The sequence below is a fragment of the Mycolicibacterium moriokaense genome (assembly GCF_010726085.1).
GTDB lineage: Bacteria > Actinomycetota > Actinomycetes > Mycobacteriales > Mycobacteriaceae > Mycobacterium > Mycobacterium moriokaense.
Genome location: NZ_AP022560.1, coordinates 312,524 through 338,199 on the forward strand (window position 1 = coordinate 312,524; position 25,676 = coordinate 338,199).

Consider the following 25,676-nt stretch of genomic DNA (forward strand, 5'->3'; position numbering starts at 1 on the left):
CACGGCGCCGACGTCGCAGGCTTGTGTCATCGCCGGAAACCTCCGGCAAGAAGTACCAAACATCAAGTGACACAGGAGAATTCAGATGAACAGCATCACCACTCGCCGCGTCGCGCGCTTCTTCGCGCTGCCCGTCGTCTCGGCCGGGATCATCGGCGGAGCCGCGCTCGGGTTGGCCGGCACCGCGAGCGCGGGGACCTACACGCCACCGCGTCCGTCGATTCCTGCCCCACCGGTTGTGAAGGCTCACCCCGCCCCGTCGGCCGTGGCCGGCATGCACCACGACGGCATCGAGCGCGTGATCATGCTCGAGCCGGGCCAACTCCGCTGACCGCCCCGGGATTCCGCTGTCCCCTGATCGGGGGACAGCGGAATCCCCCAGGTCAGAGAGCGATCAGCCGACAGACTTCGCCGCCACCGCAGGCGATAGTTGGTTCAACGCCAAAACACATAAGACCTAAACGACAGGAACGCTCAGATGACCATCAGCCGCAGCTTCGCCCGCTACATCGCACTCCCCGCCGTCACCGCGGGCATTCTCGGCGGAGCCGCGCTGGGCCTGGCGGGGATGGCCAATGCAGGCACCTACTCCTATCAGCCCGAGCCTCGGCCGGGCCTGGTCGCCACCCCGAACACCATCGCCCATCCCCCCGTCATCGTGATCCCCCGCCACCGCGGCTACAACGCCGGCACCGGGTTCATCATCGACCTGGGGACCGGCGAATAGCCTTCACCAAAGAGGAATCTCCACCCCGTATTCCGACTCCGGCCGCGGCCCGAAGTACCGCCGCTGTGACGCTTCGATTTTCACGTCGTTGATGCTCGCCTCCCGCCGCGACATCAGGCCCTCGGCGTTGAACTCCCACAACTCGTTGCCATAGCTGCGGTACCACTGGCCGTCGGCGTCGTGGCATTCGTACTGGAACCGCACGGCGATGCGGTTGTCGTGGAAATCCCACAGGCTCTTGCGCAGCACGTAGTCCAACTCGCGCTGCCACTTCTGCGTCAGGAACGCGACGATCTGCGCTCGGCCCACGACGTGTACGTCACGGTTGCGCCATTGCGAATCCACTGTGTACGCCAGGCTGACGCGCTCGGGGTCGCGGGTGTTCCACGCATCTTCGGCGGCTTGGACCTTCTGGATGGCTGTCTCGGCGGTGAACGGCGGGTACGGCGGGCGGCTTTCGGTCATGCCCAGTTATACGTGTCATGGACTGCCGCGATTCCCGTTTTTACGGGTGTCATATCGTGACTGCCATGGACTTCGCGATGTCGGCCAAGGGTCAGGACTACCACAAGCGGCTCTCCGAATTCATGATCGAATTCGTCTTCCCGGCCGAGCACGAGTACCACGCTTACCGGCAGGAGAAGGGTCCCGACGACCACACCGTCCCGCCGGTCATCGAAGACCTCAAGAAGCTGGCCAAGGAGCGGGGCCTGTGGAACCTCTTCCTGCCCGCCGAGTCGGGCCTGACCAACCTCGAGTACGCCCCGCTGGCCGAGCTGACCGGCTGGAGCATGGAGATCGCGCCCGAGGTGACCAACTGCGCGGCACCCGACACCGGCAACATGGAGACGTTGCATCTGTTCGCGAACGAGGAGCAGCGCAAGCAGTGGCTCGAACCGCTGCTCAACGGTGAGATCCGCAGCGCGTTCGCCATGACGGAGCCCGCGGTGGCCTCCAGCGACGCTCGCAACATCCAGACGACCATGCTGCGCGACGGCGGCGAGTACGTCATCAACGGCCGCAAGTGGTGGATCACCGGCGCCGCCGACCCCCGCTGCAAGATCCTCATCGTGATGGGCCGCACCAACCCGGATGCGGCCAGCCACCAGCAGCAGTCGATGATCCTGGTGCCCGTTGACACCCCTGGCGTCGACATCCAGCGTTCGCTGCCGGTGTTCGGTTGGCAGGACCAGCACGGGCACTGCGAGATCGTCTTCGACAACGTGCGGGTGCCCGTCACGAACCTGTTGCACGAGGAGGGCAGCGGGTTCGCGATCGCGCAGGCCCGCCTCGGACCTGGCCGCATCCACCACTGCATGCGTGCCATCGGCGTGGCCGAGCGTGCGTTGGCGTTGATGATCGAACGTGTCAACACCCGCATCGCGTTTGGCAAGCCGTTGGCCGACCAGGGCGTGGTGCAGCAGCAGGTTGCGCAGTCCCGCAACGAGATCGAGCAGGCCCGGTTGCTGTGTCACAAGGCGGCGTGGGTGATCGACCAGCACGGCAACAAGAGCAAGGAAGCCCAGGTGCTGGTCGCCCAGATCAAGTCGGTCGCACCACAGATGGCGTGCAACGTCATCGACCGCGCGATCCAGGTGCACGGCGGCGCCGGCGTCAGCGATGACACCATCCTGGCCCGGATGTACGGCTGGCACCGCGCGATGCGCCTGTTCGACGGCCCGGACGAGGTACACATGCGAACCATCGCGCGCGCCGAACTGGGCCGCGAGAAAGGCGCTTTCGCCGCGGCGGTGACGCCAAGGTCCGCTCTGTGACCCCGAATCCGGATGCCCTGTCGGGGGCGTGGAACTTCCGCGACATCGCTGAGGAGACCGGCATCCGGCCAGGCCGGTTCTTCCGCTCCAGTGAGTTGAGCGGGTTGGACGACGCGGGGCGGACCGCGCTGCTGGACCTCGGCATCACCGACGTGGCCGACCTGCGGTCAGCTCGCGAGGTGGAGCGTCACGGCACGGGCGCCATACCCGCCGGCGTCGAGGTGCACCACCTGCATTTCCACGAGGTCACCACCGTCAACGGCGCCGCTCCGCACGAGACGGCGTTCCAGAAGATGATGACCGAGAAGCCCGACAACGAGGACATCACCGAGGCCGCGTCGCGGTTCATGACCGAGGAGTACCAGCGGTTCCCGACGCTGGCCGGCGCGCAACGTGCAGTGCGGCAAGTCATTTCGCTGATCGGGGCGGGCCGCCCGGTGATCACGCACTGCTTCGCCGGTAAAGACAGGACGGGGTTCACCGTCGCGACGGTCCTCGAGGCCGTCGGCGTCGATCCCGATGTGGTGACCGCCGACTTCCTGCGCAGCAATGCGGCGGTGCCGCGGCTGCGGGAGCAGATCCTCAAGTCGGTCCGCGAACGCATCGAGACCGACGAGGAGGTCACCTTCGTCGAGGCCCGGCTGACCGACGCGGTACTCGGGGTGCAGCCCGAGTATCTGGAGGCGTCGCGGCGGACCATCGTCGACACCTACGGCGGCATCCAGCCCTACCTCGAAGCGGCGGGGGTGACCCCCGAAGACGTCACGCGACTGCGTGACGCGCTGTTGGCCTAACCACTACGGGGTCAGATACACCCCGACTATCCACGCGACGGTCGCAAGCAGCGCGCCGGCCAGCTCGACACCCATCGACAGCGCCACACCCTTCACGGCGTGCTTGGTCGACGCCCAGGCCTGTCGCTGGTCCCCGCGGGTGGCCACCTCGGCCAGATAGACGCCCAGCACAAAGCCGATCACCAGGCCGACGACCGGGATCACGAAGAAACCGATGATGCCGAGCGCCCCGCCCGCCACCAGGCTCAGCGGGCGCACATCGGCGGCCCGCATCCGTTTCACCGGCCAGGTGTACTTGATCAAGGCGGTCACGCCGAGCAGCGCGGCCACGACCCCCAGCGTCACCCAGCCGGTGACGTTGTTCTCGACGACCGCCCACACCGCGATCGCGGCGAACACCAGCAGTGTGCCCGGCAGCAAGGGCACCACGATGCCGACGATGCCGACGGCGATGGCGAGCGCCACTGAGATGATGCCGGCGGTACCCACCACACGAGGTTAGTGGGTCACGGCCGCCGCGCCCGCACCCATTGGAAGGTGCCGACGGTCTTCGCCCTGACGCCGGCCATGCCGAGGTCCTCGAGGATGTCGCCGATCTCGTCCTCGGCGAAGACGCGCGCCCCGGTGGCGGGCAGCGCCCGGAACAGCGGGCTGGCCACGCCCGCGGTCGGCACCATGACGGCCATCCGCCCGCCCGGCCGCAGCACCCGCACGATCTCGGACAGGGTCTGCGCCGGATTCGGGATCAACTGCAGCACGGCCAGCGAGACCGCCGCGTCGACGGTCTCGTCGCGAAGCGGCAGCTGTTGCGCGTCGGCGCGCAGGAAGCCGACATTCGGTCCCGCCTGGGCCGCGACCGCGCGGGCCAGCATCGGTTCGGAGATGTCGACGCCCAGCCCGAGGCCGTCGGGCCCCGCGGCACGCGCCAATTGTGCGGTGATGTTTCCCGGGCCGCTGCCGACGTCCAGAGCCACGCCGCCGGGCGGAATGCTCAACCATTCGACGGGCAGCTGCCATGCGCCCATGAATCTGCGCGCCAAGGCCTGCGCGTTGTCGTAGAAGAACGACCCGGGACCCGACGCCCACACCGCCTGGATGAATCCGGTGTTGCGCGGCGGGTCGTCGTCGGTGGTCGGCCGGTCGCCCAGCAGATCCAGATACCCCATGCTGACGTCGGGATTCGCCGGCGGATCGGCGAGCAGGTCCAGGGCCCGGCGCAGGGCCGGCGGGAGGTGTTGATCGGTCACGATCCCACGCTACGCCGGGTCATCAAACGCCGAGCTGGTCGGCGAGATCCAGAAAATCCGTTGCTGTTACGTCGAATTCACCGTCGGTGACCTGATGCGCTCGCTGATTGGGTCCGTACTCCAGCGGGCGGGCGACGTAGGCAGCCATCAGACCGACGTGTTGCGCGGCGCGCAGGTCGCCGGGATGGGCCGCGACGAGCATCAGCTCGTCGGGTCGCACGCCGAGCAGGTCCGCGCACCCAAGGTAGGCCTCCGGGTCGGGCTTGTAGTGGCGGAACAGCTCGGCCGAGATCACGCAGTCCCACGGCAGCCCCGCCCGCTTGGCCATGTTCGTCAGCAGCGAGACGTTGCCGTTCGACAGCGTCGTGATGACGAACCGTTCCTTGAGTCGGGTGAGCCCCTCGACGGTGTCCGGCCACGGGTCGAGTCGATGCCAGGCACGGTTCAACCGGTCGACGTCCGCATCGCTGACCTCCGTGATGCCCGCGTCGCGCAGCAGCTCCTCGAGGATCATGCGGTGCAGGTCGTCGATCCTCGTCCACGGCAGCTCACCGCGACGCACCCGGTCCATCGCAGGCAGGTAGCCCTTGCGCCAGTTGTCGGCGAATGTCGCCCAATCCTGTTCTACCCCATGGCTTTTGCCGAAGGCCTCGAGTTCGGCGATGACGCTCGAGCGCCAGTCGACGACGGTGCCGAACACGTCGAACGCCAGCGCTCGCGCACCCATTACGGCTCCAGCACTACCTTGCCGAACACGCCGCCGTCGGCCAGGGTCTGCAGCGCCTCGGCGCCCTTCGACAGGGGGAAGCGCATCGGCGGAGGCGGACGCAGGCCGGCCTTCACCAGTTCACCGACACCGAATTCGAAGAGCGACTGAGCGCCGGGAGTGCGGTTGATGAACTCGCCGTAGCCCACCCCGATGACCGAGACATTGCGCAGCAGCAGCCTGTTCACCTTCACGTTCGGGATGCCGCCACCGGACGCGAAGCCGAGGACGAGCAGCCGTCCCTCGGTCGCCAGCGCGCGGATCGCGTCGTCGAACACGTCGCCGCCGACGGGATCGACGACCACGTCCACACCGCGCCCGCCGGTGTGGTCCTTGACGGCCTGCAGCCAGCCGTCGGTCAGCGGGAGGACAACGTCGGCGCCCAGCGACTTCACGAACTCGGTGCCCTGCGGACGGTGCACCATCGCAATCACGGTGGCGCCCAACGCCTTCGCAATCTGAATGGCCGCGGTGCCGACGCCACCCGCCGAGCCGAGGACGAGGACGGTCTCACCGGCCCGCAGCGCGGCGCGGCGGGCGAGCGCGAAGTACATCGTCTGGTAGTTGCCGAGCAGCGCGACGGCTTCCGCGTCGTCGAGTTCGTAAGGCGTCGATCGAAGGTTGGCGGGCGGCACCGCAACGCGCTCCGCCCAGCCACCCATCATCGTCAGCGCGGTGACGCGCTGGCCCGGCTTGAACTCCGATTCGTACGGCGCCGACACCACCACCCCCGCGGCCTCCATGCCGGGGATGAACGGTGGCTCCAACCGCAGCTGGTATTCACCCCGCAAAAGCAGCAGGTCCGGGAAGCTCACACCGGCGGCGCGAACGTCGACGATGACTACATCGTCATTGCCGACGACGTCATCGACGTCGGTGTAAGCCAACCCAGCTGGTCCGGAAAGCTCCTGCGCGACAAGCGCTTTCACTCGTGTCAGCCGAGCGAGAACGTGGCGCGCTTCGCCGCGGACAGATCGGTGATCTCGCCCCACTTGGCGGCGATATCCTCGACCGAAGGCACGTCGGTGAACGTGATGCCCTCGTTCTGGAACAGCGCGGTGCGCTGCACCTTGCCGCCGCCGACGATGAACACCGACGCGGTGTCCGGCACTTCCTCGGTCATCAGGTAGGTCACCACCGGCGCAACGTATTCCGGCGTCAGCTTCTCGAAGACCTCCGGCGGCAGGATGTCCTGCGTCATCCGGGTGGCCGCGACGGGTGCGACGGCGTTGGTCTTGATGTTGTACTTCGCGCCCTCCTGGGCGAGCGTGTTGATCAGGCCGACCAGACCGAGCTTCGCGGCGCCGTAGTTGGCCTGACCGAAGTTGCCGAACAGGCCGCTGGTCGAGGTGGCCACCACGACGCGGCCGAAGCTGTTCTCGCGGAAGTGCGGCCAGGCCGCGCGGATCACGTTGTAGCCGCCGTACAGGTGAACCTTGAGCACGGCATCCCAGTTCTCGAACGTCATCTTGTGGAAGGTGCCGTCGCGCAGGATGCCCGCGTTGCTCACGACGCCGTCGACCTTGCCGAACTCGTCGATGGCGGTCTTGATGATGTTCTCGGCGCCCTCGGGCTCCGCGACCGAGTCATAGTTGGCGACCGCGCGGCCACCGGCGTCCTTGATCTCCTTGACCACCTCGTCGGCCATGTTGTGGCCGGCGCCGGTGCCGTCACGGGCCCCACCGAGGTCGTTGACGACGACGCTGGCGCCCTCCTTGGCGAGCGTCAACGCGTACTCGCGTCCGAGTCCGCCTCCGGCCCCGGTGACGACGACGACGCGGTCCTGCACTCCTGGCATGGGTTTCCTTCCTAGACAGTTGGGATTTCGGCGTGTTCAGTCACGCTGAGCGTTACCAATCACGCCGAAATCGAAATTAAAAGAGCCGCTTGGCGAGCTTGAGAGCCTTCTCTGTATACGGGGGGTAGATCATGGCGCCCAAGTCGGGTCGGGTCGGCTTGGTCATCACGGTCTTCTTGTGGCTGAACTGCTCGAAGCCGTACTTGCCGTGATAGGCGCCCGTACCCGAAGGACCGACCCCGCCGAACGGCAGCTTGTTCGTCGAGAACTGGAAGAGCAGATGGTTGACCACCATGCCGCCCGCCGTGACCTCCTTGATGACCCGCTCGCGGATGCTCTTGGTCTTGGTGAACAGGTAGGCGGCCAGCGGCTTGGGTCGCGAGTTGACGAAACTGATTGCGTCGTCGAGGGATTGGACCGTCATCACCGGCAGGATCGGGCCGAAGATCTCATCGGTCATCAGCGGCTCAGCCGGATCGGGGTCCACCACGACGGTGGGCTCGATCGTGATGTTGGAGGCATCGGAACCACCGCCGACGACGACGTTGCCCTTGGTCGCGGCCAGCGACCCGGTGAGTCGGGCGAAGTGGCGCTCGTTGACGATGCGCTTTCCGCCGATCTTGTTCTCGGCCTCGAAAGTCGTCACGGCCTTCTTGATCCCATCGACGAGCTGGTCGCGGATCTTGGCGTCGGCGAGCACGTAGTCGGGCGCGATGCAGATCTGGCCGGAGTTGATCAGCTTGGTCCACGCGATGCGCTTGGCAGCCACCTCGATGTCCGCATCCGCGGCCACGATGACCGGGCTCTTGCCGCCCAGTTCGAGGGTGACCGGCGTCAGATGCGGTGCAGCCGCCTCGTACACCTTGCGGCCGATCTCGGTGCCGCCGGTGAAGCAGATGTGGTCGAAGCCCTGGGCGATGAGCTCCTGGCTGACTGCGCCGTCGCCCTCGATCACGGCGATCGCATCGTTGTCGAGATAGCGCGGCACGAGCTCGGCCATCAGGGCCGACGATGCCGGGCACACCTCGGACGGCTTGAGCACGACGGTGTTGCCCGCCGCGATGGCGCCGACGGCGGGACCGAGCGTCAGCACAAACGGGAAGTTCCACGCGCCGATGATCAGCACGGTGCCGTACGGCTCGTACTCGACCCAGCCGCGGCCGGGCAGCTGCGACATCTCCAGCAGCCGGTAGCGGCGACGCATCCACTTCTTGACGTTCTTGGCGGCGTCCTTCGCCTCACCCACGGTGCTGGCGATGTCAGCGAGGTACGCCTCGAACGGGCTGCGCCCGAGGTCCTTGTCGAGGGCCTCCATGATGGCGCCCTCGTTCTCGCTCATCAGCCTCGCGATGGCTTGGAGCTGTTGTTTACGCCATTCGACGCTGCGCGTGCGGCCGGACGCGAACGTCTCGCGCAGCCTGCGCACAGTGCCGGGGATGTCTGGGGTGTTTGCCGCGGTGGTTTCGGGCGCGACGGATTCTGTGGTCATGGGTGGGTGTCCTTCCTGACCCGAGGATTACCCGATCCTAACCAACCGGTTGGCCCGTCCTGAAGGGGCAACTTCCTGCCCCTCTACTCGCCCGTTCGGGCGGTCAGTCCGACTTCTCGGCGGTGACGAACGCCGAGAACTGGTCACGGTCGGAATCCTCCGGCGGCAGCACCCAGCGGTCGAGCCTGCGCATCTCGTCGGCAGAGCTGACCGCCGACGACTGCCAGCCATGCTCGTTGAGCCACTGCGCGACGTCGGCCCGGTCCGGATCGTTGTACATCAGATCAGCGACATCGGGCGCATTCTCGATGCCGAACTGCGCGGCGATGCGCACGAACTTCTTCCGGAACTCCGCACGTCTCTCGTCGGACCGCGTGCCGACGGCCTCGGCCGCCACCCGACTACCGGGGGCGCTCAGCGCGGTGATGTGTTCGAACAACCTGTCCTGGGCCTCGGCGGGCAGATACATCAACAGCCCCTCGGCCAGCCACGCGGTCGGCTTGTCGGCGTCGAAGCCGCCGGCACGCAGGGCGGCGGGCCAGTCCTGGCGGAGGTCGATGGCCACGGCGTGGCGCTCGGCCGACGGTTGCGCACCGTGCTCGGCCATCCTTTCCGCCTTGTATTCGAGCACCTTGGGCTGGTCGATCTCGTAGACGACGGTCCCCTCAGTCCACGGCAGGCGGTACGCGCGTGAATCGAGGCCGGACGCGAGGATCACGACCTGCCGGATGCCCGCCGCCATCGCGTCGGCGAAGAAGGCGTCGAAGAAGTGGGTCCGCACGGCCTGGTAGTTGCCCATGTGCGCGAGGACTGCGGCGACCTCGGCGTCGGCCTCGGCGACTTTGGCGGCGAACTCGTCGCTGCGCACGAAATCCCAGATTCCCGGCCCGACGCCGGCGACCAGCACCTCGGCATACGGATCGCGGATCAGCGGGTCGGGCTTGGCGGTCTCGGCGGCGCGGGCCGCGGCCACCATGACGGCCGTCGAGCCGACGCTGGTCGCGATGTCCCAGCTGTCGTCATGCGTACGCAATGAGCTCATTGGTGAGCCCCCTCGTTCCGATCGGTCATACCGATCGCCATGCTAGCGATTTCGCTTAGGCGAGCTATGCGACGACGGTTGTCGGCTAGGGGCGCAGGTTCCAGAGTGTGGACGCCAGCAGCTTCTGGAAGTTGTGGACCACCCCGGCGAGGTCTTCGTGACCGCCGACGAAACCGGCGTAGAAACCCATTCCCCAGATCATCGCCACGAGCAGCTCCACGAGCTCGGTGACGTTCGTGTCGGTGGTGAGTTCGCCGTTCGCGATCGCCTCGTTGACCGCCCAGGTGATGAACTCGCGTGACGTCCGCAGCGAATCGTGCTCGTCGCTGATCAGTTCGGGGTGGCGCTGAGACTCCAGGACCGAGGTGACGAGAAATGCTGCCGCCGAACGGTCTTCGGAATTGGTCTGCATCGCCGCGCTGAAGAACGCCCCCAGCCGGTCGAGCAGCCCCGTCACTTCCTCCGCGCGCGCTTTGCCGGCGCTAACTACCTGCGCGTCGATTTGTTCGACGACCTGGCCCCACAACACCCGCTTACTTGCGAAGTAGTGGTTGATCGCCGGACGTGTCAGACCGGCGCGGATGGCGATCGCCTGAAACGTCGCCGCGTCGTATCCGAGTTCGCTGAAGACTTCTCTCGCGGCTCGTATGATGCGCTCCCGCGTTTCCGCTGCCTTAGCTGCGGGTGGGCGACCCGGACCCCTACTCGCGATATGTTGCGGCACGGTCAAATTGTGCCACAGCCCACTTGTGGGCCTAAGGGGTATCACCTGTCCGGTACCTCCACGCGGCCTGCCAGCAAATTTTCGGCCATATGCCAGACGGACGCGACGTAGAGATTCGAGGGGGTCCGAAGTACTGTCCCGTGCCATGGCCAGCGTCGTTTCTCGAGAGGCCTACTTCGAGACTGGGCTCGATGTGCTGTCCGATCTCGGCTATGGGGGGCTCAAACTCGCCGAGGTGTGTAACCGCCTCGGTGTCACCACCGGTTCCTTCTATCACTACTTCACCAATTGGCCCGCCTACACCAAGGACCTGGTCGATTACTGGGTGCAGGAGCGGACCGTGCAGATGGTTGAGGCGGTGCGCAGCGAGCCGGATCCACGCCGCCGCATAGACATCCTGGTTTACGAGGGATTGCGGCTTCCGCACGGCGCCGAGGCGGCGATCCGGGTGTGGAGTTCGGTAGATCCGCAGGTTCACGCCATCCAGGCCGCCGTGGACCAACAACGCTTCGACATCGTCTACGAGTCGGCACACGAGATTCTGCAGAACACGCGGCGAGCCGAGGTCTTCGCACGATGGGCGGTGTACCTCCTGGTCGGTTACGAGCAGTCGACGCTGCCCCACGACACCGTGGCGTTGCAGTGGATCGCCGAACGGCTGGGGGTCGCGCTCGACACGGACGGGTTTGCCTCGGTGCCCGGCAGTGACTGACGCAGGCAACGCAGTCGACGATTCACCAGACGAGGTCCACCACGTTGTCGCGCTGCTACGCGAGCGTCTCTACGGGGCGATCTCCTGTCTGGCGACCTTGGCGATACTGGCGCGCTACAGCGACGAGGACACCAGCGCGTGGGCACGGATTCTCGACATCGCCGTAGCCACCGGCGGTCTGTGGGCGGCGAGCCTACTCTCGCACTGGGTGGCCCACCTCGCGGTGTTCGGCAAGGCACCACAACGGCGCGAAGCCGTGCGGATCGTGCAGACGTCAGGCCAGATCGTGGCGGCGGCCGTTCCCCCGCTGATCGTGTTGGTGGTCGCGGTGTTCGGCATCCTCGACACCGACACCGCGATGTGGATCGCGATCTGGACGCTGATCGGTGAACTCGGCCTCATCGCAGTGCTGGCGGTGCGCAAGACTCGGTTACCGTGGTGGCAGCGGGTGCTCGCGGTCGCCGGACTCGTGGGAGTGGGGTTGATAGTCGTCGTCATCAAGATGATCGCGCACTGACATGACGAGCTTGCGGCGCCGCGTGGTTGACCTGCTCCGCAAGCGCGATCCCGAGTTCGACGCGCTGCGGCGCGCCGCCCGAGCGGCGATAGTGGTTCCCGTCGCGGCCGCAGTCGGGTTCGCTGTCGGAAGTGGTTCGCAGACACCACTTTTGGCGATCTTCGGCTCCGTGTCCCTGCTGATCCTGGTGGACTTCCCGGGAAACCGCGCCTCCCGCGCGCTCGCCTACTGCGGCCTGGGGATCAACGGCGCGGTGCTGATCACCCTCGGCACGCTGGTGTCGCCCCACCCCGCAATCAGCGTCGCGGTGATGTTCGTCCTCGGTGTGGTGGTGACGTTCTCGGGCGTGTTCAGCGAGATCATCGCCTCCGGCCAGCGCGCCACTCTGCTGACATTCGTGCTGCCTGCCTGCACACCGGTCGGGCCGATCTCCGAGCGGCTGCTCGGCTGGGCGATCGCGTTGGCGGTGTGCGTGCCCGCGGCGTTGTTCCTCTTTCCGCCACGCCATCACGACGAACTGCGCCGGCAGGCGACGCAGGTGTGCACGCGGCTGGCCGACGCGCTCGACGGCACGGGAACCGCCAAGGACGCGACGCGTGCGATGAATGCGCTGTGGGAGAGCTTCCTCGGCGCCGACTACCGCCCGGTCGCGCTCACCGCGGGCAGCCGGGCGCTCGTGCGGGTGGTCGACGACCTCGGCTTCCTTTCTGACCGGATCACCGACGACACCGGGCACATGCTGGGCGACCTGAAGACTCCGCTGATCCGGGTGCTGCGGGATTGCGCTGCGGTGCTCAGCATCCCCGAGCCGTCGGCACGGGCCTCCCGCGGAGCGGACCTCAACTCGGCACTGGCCGAACTGAGATCCATCGCGCAGGGTCGCTACCGCGAGGACATCGTCGAGATACTCGAGGCACCGCACGATGCCGCGGCGGTGGAGGTCGCACGGAAGTTATTGGGGCGCCGCACCTTTTCGGCCACGGTCGGCGTGACAGGCCGCATCATCCGCAACGCGGCCGAGGCCGACGCGCGTCCGGTGTGGGCCCGCGTCCTCGGTCGACGGCTGCCGCCTACCGGGGTCGCCGATTGGGTGATGCCGGAAACGACCGCGGTCGCGACGATCACCAAGGGGCTGCTGGCCACCAGAGCGGTGGTGTTACGCAACAGCGTGCGTACCGGGCTCGGGCTGGCGGCGGCCGTCGCCGTCACCCACCTTTTCCCGCTGCAGAACGGTTTCTGGGTGGTGCTCGGTGCGATGTCCGTGCTACGCAGCAGCGCGCTTACGACCGGGACGCGGGTGCTGCGCGCGGTCGCGGGTACCGCGATCGGCTTCCTGCTCGGTGTCGTCGTCATCGAGCTCGTCGGCGTCGATCCGGTCGTCATGTGGATGCTGCTGCCGCTGGTGGCGTTCGGTTCGGCGTTCGTGCCGGAGGTCGCGTCGTTCATCGCCGGCCAGGTCGCGTTCACGATGATGGTGCTGATCATCTTCAACCTCATCGCCCCGACCGGTTGGAGCGTGGGGCTGATCCGCATACAGGACGTCATCATCGGCGCGCTCGTCGCCGTCGTGGTGTCACTGCTGCTGTGGCCGCGCGGGGTGCGCACGCGGCTGTCGAAGGTCATCGACGACGCCTTCGCCGTCGGCGCCGAATTTCTCACCGCCGCGGTCCTACGCGTCACGCGAGGGGCCTCCGAGGAGGCCACCAACCGGGTGATCGCACTCAGCCACGACACCCTGGAAGCGTCACGCACAGTCGATGATGCTGTGCGCCAATATCTTTCGGAGAGCAGCGGCGCCGCCGACGTCCGGGCGCCCGTGGTCCGGCGGGCCAACCGGGCAGCCCGCCTACGCGCCGCGGCCGAACAGATCGCCGATGTCGTCCCGCCGCCACACGGCGTCTACGTACGGACCCGCGCTGTGCTGGAGGCACATACCCAGGCGGTGTGTGAGGTCCTTGCTGGACGCTCGCGGGTGCTCGCCTTGCAACCGATCAGCGATGACTTCACGATCGCGTTGCGCGCCGAGGCCACGGACGACGGGTTGGCCGTCGCGGCGGCCCTGCCGTTGGTCACAGCCGCGGCCCACATCGGCGAACTGGAATTGCTCTATCCGAGAAGCGATTCCAGGCACGAGTACGATGTCGCCGTCAAACGCGGTGGGGCATGAGAGCATCGGGCGGGATCGCGCCGAACTTGCCTGCGTTGTAGTCCTCCAGGGCCTGGATCAGTTCGGCTTTCGTGTTCATCACGAACGGTCCGTAGTGAACCACGGGCTCGCGGATGGGCTTACCGCCCAACAACAGAACGTCGAGCGCTCGCCGGTGTGAATCCTGTGATGCGTCTGCGCTGACGGTGATCCGGTCGCCGGGGCCGAGCACTGCCAACTGTCCCTGGTGAATCGGGTGGCCGACGGGGCCGACCGTCCCGCGCCCGGACAACACGTAGACGAGCGCGTTGAAGTCGCGGTTCCATGGCAGATTCAGCCGGGCATCGGGCTCAATCGTCGCGTGCGCCAAGGTGATCGGCGTGTGCGTGGCGCCCGGGCCTCGATGCCCGGCGACGCCGCCGGCGATCAGCCGGACCAGCGACCCACCGTCGTCGGAGGACAGCAGCTTGACCTGCTCACCCTCGATGGCCTGGTATCGCGGGGTCGCGAACTTGTCCTTGCGCGGCAAGTTCACCCAGAGCTGGATCCCGTGGAACAGCCCGCCGCTCTCGACCAGTTCGGCGGGCGGCGTCTCGATGTGCAGGATCCCCGATCCCGCCGTCATCCACTGTGTGGCGCCGTCGGTGATCAAGCCGCCGCCACCGTGGGAGTCCTGGTGGGCGAAGCGCCCGTCGAGCATGTACGTGACGGTCTCGAAGCCACGGTGGGGATGCCAGTCGGTGCCCCTCGGCTCGCCGGGTTCGTATTCGACCTCGCCCATCTGGTCCATGTGGATGAACGGGTCGAGGTCGGCGGTGCTGACTCCGGCGAACGCACGCACGACGGGAAAGCCCTCACCTTCATAGCCGCGCGGGCCGGTGGTGATGGAGCGGACCGGTCGCTCGGTGTCGGCGGGGTCGGCCGCGGCGATTCGCGGCAGTGTCAGGGTGTTGGCGCTGATAGCAGGCATGCCACGGATAACCGGACCGCAGTCCGATTTATTTCCACGATGCTGCTTCGATACCGCGAACAGACGTGAAAACCCCCAAATTGCGGCATTTCTAGGGGTGCACGCGTCTGCTCGCCGAAAGAATGGCCAGGGCCGCGGACCGCGCGTCCGCCGCAGTGCCCGCGGCGAGCACGGCGTCGGCCGCCTCACGGCACCGCGCCAGCGACACCTCCGCAAGCCGCGCGCCGACACCCTGCACGGCAGCGGCCGCCGCCGACAACGACGTCACGCCGAGCCCTACGAGCACGCATGCCAACAGCGGGTCCGCCGCGGCCTCACCGCAGACGCCGACCGGCTTACCCGCGGCGGCGCCCGCGCACGCCGTCATCGCCACCAACGACAGCACTGCCGGCTGCCACGGGTCGGTGAGCGCGGCGAGGTCGGCCGACATGCGATCGGCGGCCATCGTGTACTGGGCGAGATCATTGGTGCCAATCGACAGGAAGTCGACATGCCGCAGGATCTGCTCGGCACGCAGCGCCGCCGCAGGCACCTCGATCATCACCCCCGGCGTCAGTCCGTACGAACGCGCCTGTGCCGCAAAGTGTTCGGCTTCCTCAGCCGTCGCGATCATCGGCGCCATCACCCACGGCGGGTTGCCGGTCCGCTCGCCCGCGGCCGCGATGCCCTCCAGCTGTCTGCTCAACAACCCCGGGTTGCCCACCGCGATGCGAATGCCTCGCACCCCGAGCGCGGGGTTGGCCTCCTCGGCATGCCCCGCGAACTTCAGCGGTTTGTCCGACCCCGCGTCGAGTGTCCTGATGACCACCTTGCGCCCGGCGAAGGCCTCGAGCACCTCGGCGTAGACATCGGCCTGTTCCTCGATGCCAGGTTCGGTGTCGCGGTTCAGGAAGCACAGTTCGGTGCGGAACAGGCCGACGCCCTCCGCCGCCGTCTGGCGCGCGGACCGAGCGGCGGCACCGTCGGCCACGTTGGCGAGGATCGCGACCGCATGCCCGTCGGACGTTGCGCCGGGACCGGTCCAGCGCGCGGCACGCTCGGCATCGCGCTTCGCCGCGGCGACCGCCTCACCTGCAGCCACGGGATCGGGGGTGACGGCGACGGTTCCGGCCGTGCCGTCGACGAGCACCATCGTTTCGGCGCCGACGGCGTCGAGCCCCTCGACGGCGACCACACACGGGATACCGAGCTGGCGCGCGATGATCGCGGTGTGGCTGGTGGGTCCGCCGATCGTCGTGGCCAGCGCGACGACACGCGTCGGGTCGAGTCCGGCGGTGTCGGCGGGGGCGAGGTCGTCGGCGCACAGGATCGATGGCACGTCGGGCGCCGGGACACCGGGTTCGGGCAGCCCCAGGAGTTCGGCGAGCACCCGGTCGCGGATGTCGTTGAGGTCGGTCACGCGTTCAGCCATCAGCCCGCCCATCTGGGTGAACATGTCGGCGAACTGTTCGACCGCGCCGACCACCGCGCGGACGGCGGGAGCACCCGCGTTGATCCGCTTCTCCGCGGCGCCGAGCCAGGCGCGGTCCTGCGCGAGGGTCGCGGTGGCCGACAGCACCTCCGCGGCAGCGCCCGACGCGAGACCCGCGCGGTGCCGCAACCGTGACGCGACCGCGGCCGCGGCCGCCGTGAACCGGGCGACCTCGGCTGCGCGGTCAGATTCGGGCACCTCACCCGTCCACTCGTCCTCGAGCGAGGGCAGCCGACCGGGCCGTATCACCGGTGCGTATGCGACACCGGGGACGACCGGCACACCGCGCAGCACAGTGCTCATGCACTGAATCTTTCGCCCAAACGGCCAATTGGGCGGGCAATGTCGAGAGGATTCCGCCATAAGGTTCGTATTGGCGATCCCACGACCCAGGAGCACCATGCCCACCAAGACCGTCATCGTCGGCTCCGCCATCGGTCTGCACGCCCGCCCCGCGGCCATCATCGCCGAGGAGGTGGTGAAGGCCGGCGTCCCCGTCACGCTTTCCCTCGACGGCGGTGAGCCCGTCGACGCAGGCTCGGCCCTGATGATCATGACGCTGGGCGCGGAGAACGGGGCAGAAGTGACCGTCACCTGCGACGACGCCAACGTGCTGGCCACCGTGGCCGGATTGGTCGCGCAGGACCTCGACGCCTAGGCCGGGTCCGGCAAATTGCGGACCTGACCCCCTCGCACCCCCCTTAGGATTGGCTGGATGTGGGGGAACGCCGGGGGTTTGCTGTGGGCATATCTGTCCATCGCGGCCCCGGCGACTATCGGGGGAGGTGCATAGCGAGTGCACCGCCCTGGTGTGCTGCTGGTCGTGTTGTTGCTGGCGGTGTTCAGCGCGCCTCCAGCAGCGGCTGTCGAGCCGCCGGCGATCGACCCGGTGGCCATGCCGCCGGACGAGACCGGACCCGATCAACCCACCGAACAGCGCCGCGTCTGCTCGACGCCGACGGCGTTTCCCGACGCGAACTTCGCCGACAAGCCCTGGGCGAACGGCTACCTGCAACTCGCTGAGGCACAGACGTTCGCGACGGGTGCGGGGATCACCGTCGCCGTCATCGACACCGGGGTCAACGGCTCACCGCGGGTGCCGGCCGAACCGGGCGGCGATTTCGTCGACCAAGCCGGAAACGGCATGTCCGACTGCGACTCTCACGGCACGCTGACCGCGTCGATCATCGCGGGGCGGCCCGCGCCGACGGACGGCTTCATCGGGGTGGCGCCCGACGCCCGCATCCTGTCGTTGCGGCAGACGTCGGAGGCCTTCCAACCGGTCGGCGCCCGCACCGATCCCAACGACCCCAACTCGACGCAGACCGCGGGGTCACTGCGCAGCCTGGCCCGCGCGGTCGTGCACGCCGCCAACCTCGGCGCGCAGGTCATCAACATCAGCGAGGCCGCCTGCTACAAGGTGACCCGGCCGATCAACGAATCGGGCCTCGGCGCCGCGATCAATTACGCGGTCAACGTCAAGGGCGCCGTCGTCATCGTCGCGGCGGGCAACACCGGCCAGGACTGCTCCCAGAACCCGCCGCCCGACCCGGCGATACCCGCCGACCCGAGGGGCTGGCAGCAGGTACAGACGATCGTCAGCCCGGCCTGGTACTCCCCACTGGTGCTGACCGTCGGCGGGATCGCGCCCAACGGCCAGCCGAGCACCTTCTCGATGTCCGGACCGTGGGTCGGGGCCGCGGCGCCTGCGGAGAACATGGTGGCGCTCGGCTACGACGGGAAACCGGTCAACGCGCTGCAGGGTCAGGACGGTCCGATCCCGATCAGTGGCACCTCGTTCGCAGCCGCCTACGTGTCCGGGCTTGCTGCACTGCTCAAACAGCGCTTCCCCCAGTTGACGCCCGCCCAGCTCATCAACCGGATCACCGCCACCGCGCGGCATCCCGGCGGTGGCGTCGACAACTACGTCGGTGCCGGAGTCATCGATCCGGTGGCGGCGCTGACGTGGGATGTGCCCGACGGACCGGAGCGAGTTCCCTATCAGGTCAAGGAAGTTCCGCCGCCGGTGTACATTCCGCCCCCGGACCGGGGACCGATCACCGCGGTCGTCGTCAGCGGGGCCGCCCTGGCGCTGGCCCTCGGGCTCGGCGCCTTGGCCGGTCGCGCCCTGAGGCGCCGATGAGCCGCATCACGTCGCTGTTCGGGTTGCGCTTCACCACCGGCCACGCCGTATGGGCGGCCGCGCTGATCCCCGCAACCCTCCTGCTGTTCATCGAGCTCGATCTGCTCTGGCTGGGCATCACCCTGGCCGTGACCATCGCCCTGACCGCGGTGCTGACCATTCGCGGTCGACGGCTCACCGGGTGGGTGGCGGCGGTGTTCGGCTGGCGGCGACGCCACCGCAGCGCACCCGACCGGCCGTCCGAACCCGCCGTCGGTGCCACGGTCATGCCGGGGGATCACGTCGCCGTCCGCTGGCAGGACGGTTATCTGGTCGCGGCCATGGAGCTCGTACCGCGACCGTTCACGCCGACGGTCATCGTCAACGGCGCGGCCTTCACCGACGACGTCGTCGATACCAAACTCGTCGAGCGTCTGGTGGCCGCACACTGTTCGGATCTCGAGTGCGACGTGGTCTCGGCGGGTTATCGGGTGGGCAAGACCGCGCCCGCGAGCCTGGTGGCGCTCTACGAGCAGGTGGTCGGGCCGTATCCTGCGCCTGCCAACCGGCGGACCTGGGTCGTCGTCAGGGCCGACCCCGAGCAGACCCGCAAGTCCGCGCAGCGACGCGAGTCGGGCGTCTCGGGACTGGCCCGGTATCTGGTCGCATCCACGACCCGCATGGCAGATCAGTTGGCCGGCAACGGTGTTGACGCCAGGCCCGTCCGCAGCTTCGACGACTTCGACAGGGCCACCGAGATCAGCTTCGAGCGTGAGACGTGGTCGGCGATCAAGGGGCGCAGCACCTTCACCGCGGCCTACACCGCTCCGGGCGGGCCCGACGTGTGGTGGTCGGCGCGCGCCGACCACACCATCACCCGGGTTCGCATTCGGCCGGGCGAGGCCCCGACCACGACCGTGTTGTTGACCACGCTCGCGAATCCCTCGACGCCGCGCGGGTTTTCCTGCCTGTTCGGCGGTCAGCGGGCGGCGTTGCACGGCATCAGTCCCGTCAGCGACCGGCACTACGAACTGCCGATCGGATCCGCGGGGGTCCTGGTCGGCGAGACCGCGGACCGTTATCCGGTGTACATGCCGTTCGACGACGTCGATGTGAGCATCAACCTCGGCGACGCGCGGTTGTTCACCCAGTTCGTTGCCCGATCGGCGGCCGCGGGCGCGGTCGTCACCCTGCTGCCGCAGTTCGCCGAGTTCGCCGGCGCCGTCAACGCTCAGGTCGGGCCGGAGGCCAAGGTCGCATGGCCGAACGCGACCACCTACCTCGGTCCGCATCCCGGCATCGGACGAGTCGTGTTGCGCGACAACTACATCGACACGCCACGACACCGACAGCTGCCGATCCGGTTGATCAACCCGCGGGAGGAAAGCCGCTATCAGATGGCGCTGGCGGTGTAGCGGTGGCGGGCGACGTACAACGGGTCGAACCCGGTGCGCTCACCGGCCAGGCCACCGAGATGAAGGGCCAGAACTGGCACGCGCCCTCCGAAATCACGGTGACACCGCCCGATGCCCTGCCTGCCACGAAAGACGCGGTCGCCAACCTCAACGACAACGCGCGGTCGCTGACGGAGTTCGAGCGGTGGGCCGAGATCGAGAACCGGCGTATCGCGGAAATGCTCGAAATCGCCGCGGCCGCTTACCAGAAGATCGACGACGACTACGGCAGGGCGATCGCGAATCCCGATCGCGTCGCGGCCGTCGACGCCATCACCATCCCCAACCCCTCCACGCCGCCGCCGCAGCTTCCCGGTCCGGTCAGCACGATGCGTCTGCTGGATGCCGGCGGATACAGCAACGTCAACCAGACGCAGGCCGACCTCAGCGCACCCGACAGTGGAACCTCGTTGAAGACCGCGATGCTGCACTGGGGCGTCGCATCCAAACGCGTCGAGGACAACACGCCGAAGCCACCGCCGGGTAACTGGGAAGGCGACGCCGCCGACGCCGCGTATGCGCGGATGACCGCGTTCGGCGGCTGGCTGACCCAGCTGTCCGAGGCGTGGTACGACCTTGCCGAAGCAGCCGCGAAAATTGTTGCGGCGCACGACAAGGCGAAGAGCACACACGATCCGATCCACCAGGAGTACGTCGCACTGGAACAGCGGATGATGCAGCTCGCCAGCGTGACCGGGCCCCACGGCGGCGTCCGGGTGCAGAAAGAGATCGAGAAGATCCGCGAGCGGATGCAGCAGCTGCAGACCCAATCCGACGAGGTGCGCCAGGATTACGCGGGCAGCGCGACGTTCGCACCGGTGCGCCCCGCCGACCCCCCGGTCACGGAATATGGCGGACCGACGACCGTGCGCGGCGGTGGCAACGGGAACGCCCCCACGGGAGATCCCGCGGCGATGGCCCAGAAGATGGCCGAATCGCTGGGGACCCCGACCCCACCTTCACAGTCGCGGCCGGGTTCCGGGCAGGGCGGCGGCGGATCCCCGTCCGGCGGTGGCTCCCCCTCGGGCGCGGGATCGCCATCAGGTGGCGGTGCGCCCTCCCCAAACGGTGGGCCACCGAAAGGGCCCCCAACGGCGCTACCGAAGGCACCCACCGATCCGAGGCTGCGCCCAGCAGCCGCCGGTGGCGGGGTGCGTGGCGGGACCGGAGGCGGCGGAATGGGGGCGGCGCCGCTGTCTGCCGCGGTCACCGCCGAGACAGTCGCACCCGGCCCACCCGTACCGGTCAGGGCCGGTCCTGCACCCGTAAGCGCGGGCGGGGCGGCAGGCGGTGCGATGATGGGCGGCGGTATGGCACCCATGCACAGCGCCCAGGGCGGAGTCCAGGGCAAGGAGAAGCGACGCGATCCGCGCCTGTCCCCCGATGAGGATCTCTACACCGAGGACCGGCCGTGGACCGAGGCCGTCGTCGGCAATCGGCGCCGCAAGGACGTCCACGGCGGGCAGGGCGGCAAGGATCCCTCGTGACCGACGACATGCATCCCGACGTGGCCGCTGTACTGCAGCAGGCCGCGCGGCTGCAGTCGCTGATGGACGAGCAGTTGCACAAGATGGCCAGCGACACGTTCCCGGCCACCGACGAAGACGAGACGGTCGAGGTGACCCTCGACGGGCATCAGCACCTGACGGGGGCGTTCATCGAGGACGGTCTGCTGCGGCTGGGTGCGGCGACCGTCGAACATCGCCTCAATGAGGCCCTGCAGAACGCGACGGCCGCCGCGAACGAGTCGAGCGAACTCGACAAGGAACGCATCGACGCCGCCGTCGCGGATATCACCGCGGACCTCGAGTCCGACGAATCGGCGTGAGTATCGTTCGAGCGTGCCGTCCCGCGATCACGGGGACCCGGGCGATGCCCCCTCGGTCCCTCCCCCACTGTCACCGATAGCCAACGCCTCCCGCCCGTCGGCGGCGGAGGAAGCCCGCACGATCGCGCACTCCACCAACACCGGCACCCTCGCCACGCTGACCGACGCAGGAGACCCGTGGGCGTCGTTCGTGACCTACGGTCTGCTCGGCGGCGCACCGGTGCTGTGCGTGTCCAATCTGGCCGAGCACGGTCGGAACCTCGCACACGATCCGAGGGCCAGCATCGCGATCGTCGCCCCGAGCTCGGAGTCCGATCCGCTGGCCAGTGGTCGCGTCACCCTCGCCGGCGTGGTGGAAGCGCCCTCGGGCGACGAACTCGCCGCCGCCCGCGAAGCGCACCTGAACGCGGTCGCGGCCGCCAAGTACTACATCGACTACAGCGACTTCACCCTGTGGGTGCTGCGGGTTCAGCGCGTGCGCTGGGTCGGCGGCTATGGCCGCATGGAGTCCACCACCGGCGAGGCGTACTCCGCCGCGTCGCCGGATCCCGTGACACCGCATGCGGCGACGGCGATCGCCCATCTGAACGCCGACCACGCGGACTCGCTCACCGCGATGGCCAAGGTACTCGGCGGGTACCCCGACACCACGGCGGCGACGTGCACCGGCGCCGACCGCTACGGACTGGATCTGCGGGTCGTGACCGACCGTGGTATCGCCTACACCCGGATCGGTTACGCCGCCCCGATCGACTCGATCGACCAATTGCGTTCGGCCACGGTCGAGCTGGCGCATCGGGCGCGGCAGGGCTGAAATACCATCGCGGTATGGCAGATGCGAACGAGCGCCCGGAAACCTGGCAGAAGGCCTTCGAGCTGATCCGTGGCCGCGGCTACGAGCATCGCGCCGAACCGTTCAAGCTGGCCAGCGGTCAGCTCAGCCACGACTACATCGACGGCAAGTACGCCATCGACAACGGCGAACGCCTGACGATCGTCAGCCGCGCGATCGCCGATCTCGCCGCCGCGAAAGGAATCGAGTTCGACGCGGTCGGCGGACTCACCATGGGCGCCGATTCGATCGCCATCGGAGTCGCGATGGTGACCGGCAAGGCCTGGTTCTCCGTGCGCAAGGAACAGAAGCAGCGCGGACGCGAGCAATGGATCGAAGGCACGCGCTTGCAGCCCGGCACCCGCGTGATGCTGGTCGACGATGTGATCAGCACCGGCGGCTCCACCGAGATCGCCTTCGAGCGCGTGGTGGCCGCGGGTGCCGAGGTCGTCGGCGTGATCCCGATGGTCGACCGCGGCGATGCGGCCGCCAAGCGCTTCGCGAAGCGCAACGTGCCGTTCGCCGCCCTGGTCACCTACCGCGATCTCGGCATCGAACCCGTCAAGGACGTCTGACCCTCGTTCAGGCGGCGACCACCAGGACCTCGCCCGGCTCCACACCGACGGTGACGCGATCGCCCGGGGCCAACGCTCTGGCCGCCGAACCGGACAGCTGTGCGCTGAGCACCGAACCGTCGGGCATGGTGACGTAGACCCGCGAGATCGGGCCCAGGAACGCGATCGAGCTGACCGTTGCTGTGCCCGTGGGGTCGGCGGTGACGGTGACGGCCTCGGGGCGCACCATCGCCAGGCCCCGGCCCGACGGGATGGACCCGGGCAGGGTCGGCACCGCAGTGCCGAGCAGCTGCGCGCGACCTCCCGAAACCTCAACGGGCACTTTGTTGTTCAGTCCGACGAATTCCGCTACGAACGGAGTCGCCGGGTTGGCGTACAGATCTGCGGGCGCCGCCAGCTGTTCCAGCCGGCCCTGGTTCATCACACCGACCCGGTCGGCGACGGCAAGCGCCTCCTCCTGATCGTGGGTGACGAACAGCGTCGTGATGCCGACTTCGAGTTGTACGCGGCGGATCTCGTCGCGCAGTTGTGCGCGCACCTTCGCGTCCAACGCCGAGAGCGGCTCGTCGAGCAGCAGCACCCGCGGCTGGATGGCCAGCGCGCGCGCCAGCGCGACCCGCTGCTGCTGACCGCCGGAGAGCTCGTTGGCGTACTTGTCCTTGTGCGCCGCCAGTCCGACCAGGTCCAGCATCTCAGCGGCCCGAGAAGTCCTCTCCCGCTTGGCTTTACCGCGCATTTTGAGCCCGAATGCGACGTTGTCGAGCACGGTCAGATGCGGAAAGAGGCTGTAGGCCTGGAACACCATGCCCATATCGCGCTTGTTGGCGGGTACCCGGCTGACGTCACGCCCGCCGACCGACACCGTGCCCGATGTGGCCTCGTCCAGACCCGCGAGAATGCGCAGCGCGGTGGTCTTCCCGCAACCCGACGGTCCAAGCAGCGCAACGAGTTCGCCCGCATCGATGTGCAGGGTGAGGCCATCGAGGGCTTTGACGTCGCCATAGACGCGGGTGAGTTCGGTCAGGTCGACGGACGTGTCTTGGGCGCTCGCGTTCATGCAGTCACTCCTTGGACGCGCCTGCGCCCTCGCGTCACGAGCGACAGCACGAGGAGCAGGGCGAAACCGAACAACAACACCGCCAACGAGGCGGCCACCGACGTGGGGCCGTCAGTCTTACCGATCGCCACGATCTGCACCTGCAGCGTCTCGTATCCGGACAGCGACGCGATCGTGTACTCGCCGAGCACCACCGCGATCGAGATGAACGCCGCAGAGAGAATCCCAGACCAGATGTTGGGCACCACGATTCGCAGAATCGTCGTCGTCCAACCGGCACCCAGCGAGCGCGCTGCTTCGGTGAGGGTCTGCAGGTCGATGGACGACAGGGCCGCGTCGAGTGCGCGATATGCGAAGGGCAACACCAGCACCACGTAGACGAACGTCAGCGTCAGCGCGGACTCGCCGAGAAAGTACGTCACCCAGAGATACACGTTGCGCAGGCCGACGACGATCACCAACGCCGGAATCGTCAACGGCAGCAGGCACAAGAACTCCACAGCACCCTTCGCCCACGGCGCGCGCAGCCGCACCCAGATCATCGTCGGCACCAGTATCACCAACATCGCGACGACCGTGAGCACGGCGAGTAGCAGTGAGATGACGATCGCCTGATACAGGGCGTCGTCGGTGACGAGGTTGGCCCACGCCTGCCACGTGCGGCCACCGGCGATGAGGTTGCGGGTCGAGAAGTCGGCCATCGCGTACAGCGGGAACAGGAAGAACAACCCGAAGATCACCCAAAGCGCCCCGCGCACCGCACGTTTCATCGCAACCACCTTGCGGTGCGACGAACCAACAGGTTGTAGGCGATCATCACCACGGCGACGATGACGATCATCTCGAGCGCGAGCGCATACGCGAAGCCCGACTGGCCGAGAACGACCTCACTGGTCAAAGCCGACCGGATCAGCAGCGGGACGATCGGGCTGCCCTGGCTCACCAACGCCGCGGCCGTCGCGTACGCGGCGAACGCATTGGCGAACAACAACAGTGCCGACCCGAGGAACGCAGGCGTCAACAGCGGCACCGCCACCTCGCGGAAGTACTGCCACCGGGATGCGCCGAGGCTGATCGCCGCCTCGCGCCACTGCGCACGCAGACCTTCCAACGCCGGCACGAACACGATCACCATCAGAGGGATCTGGAAGTATGTGTATACGACGATCAGGCCGGTCAGGCTGTAGAGCCAGCCCGAGCCGGCCAGGTTCCAGCCGAACGCCTGCTGCACCCACAGCGTCAGCACGCCGTTGAGGCCCACGGTCGCCAGGAACGCGAATGCCAGTGCCACACCGCCGAACTGGGCCAGCACGCTGCACAGCGAGATCACTGCCCGACGCACCATCGAGGTCGGTGAACTGCTCACGATCAGCCACCCCAGCACAGCGCCGAGCACCGCGCCGATGACCGCGGTGCTCGCCGAGAGCACGACGCTGGAGCCCAGTGCCGACAGCGCGGTGGACGAGAAGAGCGCGCCGATGCGTTCGAGCGAGAACGCGCCGTCGACGAAGAACGCGTTGACGATCACCGTCACCGTCGGAATCACGAGAAACACCGTGACGACAGCGAGGAACGGCAGCAGCGGCAGAGCTTCTGTGAGTCGTTTGGGTCGAAGGGTTCCGCCCGGCAC

The 25,676-nt window shown here is 67.9% G+C and carries 28 protein-coding genes; 14 read left to right on the forward strand and 14 right to left on the reverse strand.

The genetic code is table 11. The features are described from left to right. Nucleotides 1–85 precede the first annotated feature (85 nt). Together G6N43_RS01395 and G6N43_RS01400 are read left to right on the forward strand one after the other, a co-directional pair. Nucleotides 86–331 (forward strand): hypothetical protein, encoded by a 246-nt coding sequence (locus G6N43_RS01395; protein WP_083151969.1) that lies wholly within the window; start codon nt 86–88, stop codon nt 329–331. Nucleotides 332–478: 147 nt separating this feature from the next. Beyond that, nucleotides 479–727 carry a hypothetical protein gene (locus tag G6N43_RS01400; RefSeq protein WP_083151966.1) on the forward strand — a complete coding sequence of 83 codons (249 nt, stop codon included), beginning with the start codon at nt 479–481 and terminating at the stop codon, nt 725–727. A gap of 3 nt (nt 728–730) precedes the next feature. Here the strand turns inward: G6N43_RS01400 and G6N43_RS01405 are convergent, their stop codons facing one another. Further along, nucleotides 731–1,192: a nuclear transport factor 2 family protein gene (locus G6N43_RS01405; protein WP_083151963.1), complete on the reverse strand. Its 462-nt coding sequence runs from the start codon at nt 1,190–1,192 to the stop codon at nt 731–733. A 65-nt stretch (nt 1,193–1,257) separates the two neighbouring features. Between G6N43_RS01405 and G6N43_RS01410 the strand changes: the two genes are divergently transcribed. Continuing rightward, the gene (locus tag G6N43_RS01410) at nt 1,258–2,502 is read left to right on the forward strand and encodes an acyl-CoA dehydrogenase family protein (RefSeq protein WP_110810385.1); all 1,245 of its coding nucleotides are present in this window, start codon (nt 1,258–1,260) and stop codon (nt 2,500–2,502) included. Further along, the gene (locus G6N43_RS01415) at nt 2,499–3,296 is read left to right on the forward strand and encodes a tyrosine-protein phosphatase (RefSeq protein WP_083151957.1); all 798 of its coding nucleotides are present in this window, start codon (nt 2,499–2,501) and stop codon (nt 3,294–3,296) included. Before G6N43_RS01410 ends, G6N43_RS01415 begins: the two co-directional genes overlap by 4 nt. Nucleotides 3,297–3,299: 3 nt before the next feature. Here G6N43_RS01415 and G6N43_RS01420 read toward each other — a convergent pair whose 3' ends face one another. The 8 genes from G6N43_RS01420 to G6N43_RS01455 all read right to left on the reverse strand — a co-directional run bounded on the left by G6N43_RS01420 (nt 3,300) and on the right by G6N43_RS01455 (nt 10,362). Further along, entirely contained in the window at nt 3,300–3,785 is a 486-nt protein-coding gene (locus G6N43_RS01420) for a DUF456 domain-containing protein (RefSeq protein ID WP_083151954.1), read from the reverse strand. 17 nt (nt 3,786–3,802) lie between these two features. Continuing rightward, on the reverse strand, nt 3,803–4,543 hold the full coding sequence (locus tag G6N43_RS01425; protein WP_083151951.1) for a methyltransferase domain-containing protein: 741 nt from the start codon (nt 4,541–4,543) through the stop codon (nt 3,803–3,805). Nucleotides 4,544–4,565: 22 nt separating this feature from the next. Beyond that, nucleotides 4,566–5,270 (reverse strand): haloacid dehalogenase type II, encoded by a 705-nt coding sequence (locus G6N43_RS01430; protein ID WP_083151948.1) that lies wholly within the window; start codon nt 5,268–5,270, stop codon nt 4,566–4,568. Further along, nucleotides 5,270–6,238, reverse strand: coding sequence for an NADPH:quinone oxidoreductase family protein (locus G6N43_RS01435; RefSeq protein ID WP_083151945.1), 969 nt, complete (start codon nt 6,236–6,238; stop codon nt 5,270–5,272). The genes G6N43_RS01430 and G6N43_RS01435 overlap by 1 nt, the downstream gene beginning before the upstream one ends. 5 nt (nt 6,239–6,243) lie before the next feature. Then, nucleotides 6,244–7,107, reverse strand: a complete 864-nt coding sequence (locus tag G6N43_RS01440; protein ID WP_083151943.1) for an SDR family NAD(P)-dependent oxidoreductase — start codon at nt 7,105–7,107, stop codon at nt 6,244–6,246. Nucleotides 7,108–7,183: 76 nt separating this feature from the next. Further along, a complete protein-coding gene (locus G6N43_RS01445; protein ID WP_083151940.1) occupies nt 7,184–8,596 on the reverse strand; it encodes an aldehyde dehydrogenase family protein in 1,413 nt (470 codons plus the stop codon). A 103-nt stretch (nt 8,597–8,699) separates the two neighbouring features. After that, the gene (locus G6N43_RS01450; protein ID WP_083151937.1) at nt 8,700–9,638 is read right to left on the reverse strand and encodes an SAM-dependent methyltransferase; all 939 of its coding nucleotides are present in this window, start codon (nt 9,636–9,638) and stop codon (nt 8,700–8,702) included. 85 nt (nt 9,639–9,723) lie between these two features. After that, on the reverse strand, nt 9,724–10,362 hold the full coding sequence (locus tag G6N43_RS01455) for a TetR/AcrR family transcriptional regulator (RefSeq protein ID WP_234810099.1): 639 nt from the start codon (nt 10,360–10,362) through the stop codon (nt 9,724–9,726). Nucleotides 10,363–10,507: 145 nt separating this feature from the next. Between G6N43_RS01455 and G6N43_RS01460 the strand changes: the two genes are divergently transcribed. The 3 genes from G6N43_RS01460 to G6N43_RS01470 are packed head-to-tail and all read left to right on the forward strand — an operon-like array spanning nt 10,508 to nt 13,758. After that, a complete protein-coding gene (locus G6N43_RS01460; protein WP_083151931.1) occupies nt 10,508–11,074 on the forward strand; it encodes a TetR/AcrR family transcriptional regulator in 567 nt (188 codons plus the stop codon). Next, nucleotides 11,067–11,591, forward strand: coding sequence for a hypothetical protein (locus G6N43_RS01465; RefSeq protein ID WP_083151928.1), 525 nt, complete (start codon nt 11,067–11,069; stop codon nt 11,589–11,591). Before G6N43_RS01460 ends, G6N43_RS01465 begins: the two co-directional genes overlap by 8 nt. Nucleotide 11,592: 1 nt before the next feature. Further along, the gene (locus G6N43_RS01470) at nt 11,593–13,758 is read left to right on the forward strand and encodes an FUSC family protein (protein WP_083151926.1); all 2,166 of its coding nucleotides are present in this window, start codon (nt 11,593–11,595) and stop codon (nt 13,756–13,758) included. Here the strand turns inward: G6N43_RS01470 and G6N43_RS01475 are convergent. Together G6N43_RS01475 and G6N43_RS01480 are read right to left on the reverse strand one after the other, a co-directional pair. After that, nucleotides 13,739–14,707, reverse strand: a complete 969-nt coding sequence (locus tag G6N43_RS01475) for a pirin family protein (RefSeq protein WP_083151923.1) — start codon at nt 14,705–14,707, stop codon at nt 13,739–13,741. The two genes, G6N43_RS01470 and G6N43_RS01475, sit on opposite strands and share 20 nt — an antisense overlap. A 91-nt stretch (nt 14,708–14,798) precedes the next feature. Beyond that, nucleotides 14,799–16,481: a phosphoenolpyruvate--protein phosphotransferase gene (locus tag G6N43_RS01480; RefSeq protein WP_234810098.1), complete on the reverse strand. Its 1,683-nt coding sequence runs from the start codon at nt 16,479–16,481 to the stop codon at nt 14,799–14,801. A gap of 97 nt (nt 16,482–16,578) precedes the next feature. On the opposite strand from G6N43_RS01480, the gene G6N43_RS01485 reads away from it, so the two are divergent. From G6N43_RS01485 to pyrE, 7 genes are all read left to right on the forward strand, one after another. Further along, nucleotides 16,579–16,836 (forward strand): HPr family phosphocarrier protein, encoded by a 258-nt coding sequence (locus G6N43_RS01485; RefSeq protein ID WP_083151918.1) that lies wholly within the window; start codon nt 16,579–16,581, stop codon nt 16,834–16,836. A gap of 138 nt (nt 16,837–16,974) precedes the next feature. Beyond that, entirely contained in the window at nt 16,975–18,321 is a 1,347-nt protein-coding gene (gene mycP, locus G6N43_RS01490; RefSeq protein WP_083151915.1) for a type VII secretion-associated serine protease mycosin, read from the forward strand. After that, nucleotides 18,318–19,715: a type VII secretion protein EccE gene (gene eccE / locus G6N43_RS01495; protein ID WP_083151912.1), complete on the forward strand. Its 1,398-nt coding sequence runs from the start codon at nt 18,318–18,320 to the stop codon at nt 19,713–19,715. The genes mycP and eccE overlap by 4 nt, the downstream gene beginning before the upstream one ends. Before the next feature lie 2 nt (nt 19,716–19,717). Beyond that, nucleotides 19,718–21,241 carry a PPE domain-containing protein gene (locus tag G6N43_RS01500; protein WP_234810097.1) on the forward strand — a complete coding sequence of 508 codons (1,524 nt, stop codon included), beginning with the start codon at nt 19,718–19,720 and terminating at the stop codon, nt 21,239–21,241. Further along, a complete protein-coding gene (locus G6N43_RS01505) occupies nt 21,238–21,582 on the forward strand; it encodes a YbaB/EbfC family nucleoid-associated protein (RefSeq protein ID WP_110810384.1) in 345 nt (114 codons plus the stop codon). Before G6N43_RS01500 ends, G6N43_RS01505 begins: the two co-directional genes overlap by 4 nt. Before the next feature lie 13 nt (nt 21,583–21,595). Continuing rightward, nucleotides 21,596–22,396 (forward strand): HugZ family pyridoxamine 5'-phosphate oxidase, encoded by an 801-nt coding sequence (locus G6N43_RS01510; protein WP_083151910.1) that lies wholly within the window; start codon nt 21,596–21,598, stop codon nt 22,394–22,396. A gap of 14 nt (nt 22,397–22,410) precedes the next feature. Continuing rightward, on the forward strand, nt 22,411–22,989 hold the full coding sequence (gene pyrE / locus G6N43_RS01515; RefSeq protein WP_083151907.1) for an orotate phosphoribosyltransferase: 579 nt from the start codon (nt 22,411–22,413) through the stop codon (nt 22,987–22,989). A 7-nt stretch (nt 22,990–22,996) separates the two neighbouring features. Here pyrE and G6N43_RS01520 read toward each other — a convergent pair whose 3' ends face one another. The 3 genes from G6N43_RS01520 to G6N43_RS01530 are packed head-to-tail and all read right to left on the reverse strand — an operon-like array spanning nt 22,997 to nt 25,676. Continuing rightward, nucleotides 22,997–24,046, reverse strand: coding sequence for an ABC transporter ATP-binding protein (locus tag G6N43_RS01520; RefSeq protein ID WP_083151904.1), 1,050 nt, complete (start codon nt 24,044–24,046; stop codon nt 22,997–22,999). Beyond that, complete coding sequence (locus G6N43_RS01525; RefSeq protein ID WP_083151901.1) at nt 24,043–24,816, reverse strand: ABC transporter permease; 774 nt, start codon at nt 24,814–24,816, stop codon at nt 24,043–24,045. The genes G6N43_RS01520 and G6N43_RS01525 overlap by 4 nt, the downstream gene beginning before the upstream one ends. Then, a complete protein-coding gene (locus G6N43_RS01530; RefSeq protein WP_083151898.1) occupies nt 24,813–25,676 on the reverse strand; it encodes an ABC transporter permease in 864 nt (287 codons plus the stop codon). The genes G6N43_RS01525 and G6N43_RS01530 overlap by 4 nt, the downstream gene beginning before the upstream one ends.

What these genes read in the sequence shown, in the direction of transcription:
- G6N43_RS01395 (WP_083151969.1), top strand. Translation starts at nt 86, where the DNA reads ATGAACAGCATCACCACTCGCCGCGTCGCGCGCTTCTTCGCGCTGCCC.
- G6N43_RS01440 (WP_083151943.1), bottom strand. Translation starts at nt 7,107, where the DNA reads ATGCCAGGAGTGCAGGACCGCGTCGTCGTCGTCACCGGGGCCGGAGGC.
- G6N43_RS01445 (WP_083151940.1), bottom strand. Translation starts at nt 8,596, where the DNA reads ATGACCACAGAATCCGTCGCGCCCGAAACCACCGCGGCAAACACCCCA.
- G6N43_RS01470 (WP_083151926.1), top strand. Translation starts at nt 11,593, where the DNA reads ATGACGAGCTTGCGGCGCCGCGTGGTTGACCTGCTCCGCAAGCGCGAT.
- G6N43_RS01525 (WP_083151901.1), bottom strand. Translation starts at nt 24,816, where the DNA reads ATGAAACGTGCGGTGCGCGGGGCGCTTTGGGTGATCTTCGGGTTGTTC.
- G6N43_RS01400 (WP_083151966.1), top strand. Translation starts at nt 479, where the DNA reads ATGACCATCAGCCGCAGCTTCGCCCGCTACATCGCACTCCCCGCCGTC.
- G6N43_RS01460 (WP_083151931.1), top strand. Translation starts at nt 10,508, where the DNA reads ATGGCCAGCGTCGTTTCTCGAGAGGCCTACTTCGAGACTGGGCTCGAT.
- G6N43_RS01410 (WP_110810385.1), top strand. Translation starts at nt 1,258, where the DNA reads ATGGACTTCGCGATGTCGGCCAAGGGTCAGGACTACCACAAGCGGCTC.
- eccE (WP_083151912.1), top strand. Translation starts at nt 18,318, where the DNA reads ATGAGCCGCATCACGTCGCTGTTCGGGTTGCGCTTCACCACCGGCCAC.
- G6N43_RS01450 (WP_083151937.1), bottom strand. Translation starts at nt 9,638, where the DNA reads ATGAGCTCATTGCGTACGCATGACGACAGCTGGGACATCGCGACCAGC.
- G6N43_RS01485 (WP_083151918.1), top strand. Translation starts at nt 16,579, where the DNA reads ATGCCCACCAAGACCGTCATCGTCGGCTCCGCCATCGGTCTGCACGCC.
- G6N43_RS01480 (WP_234810098.1), bottom strand. Translation starts at nt 16,481, where the DNA reads ATGAGCACTGTGCTGCGCGGTGTGCCGGTCGTCCCCGGTGTCGCATAC.
- G6N43_RS01520 (WP_083151904.1), bottom strand. Translation starts at nt 24,046, where the DNA reads ATGAACGCGAGCGCCCAAGACACGTCCGTCGACCTGACCGAACTCACC.
- G6N43_RS01430 (WP_083151948.1), bottom strand. Translation starts at nt 5,270, where the DNA reads ATGGGTGCGCGAGCGCTGGCGTTCGACGTGTTCGGCACCGTCGTCGAC.
- pyrE (WP_083151907.1), top strand. Translation starts at nt 22,411, where the DNA reads ATGGCAGATGCGAACGAGCGCCCGGAAACCTGGCAGAAGGCCTTCGAG.
- G6N43_RS01405 (WP_083151963.1), bottom strand. Translation starts at nt 1,192, where the DNA reads ATGACCGAAAGCCGCCCGCCGTACCCGCCGTTCACCGCCGAGACAGCC.
- G6N43_RS01475 (WP_083151923.1), bottom strand. Translation starts at nt 14,707, where the DNA reads ATGCCTGCTATCAGCGCCAACACCCTGACACTGCCGCGAATCGCCGCG.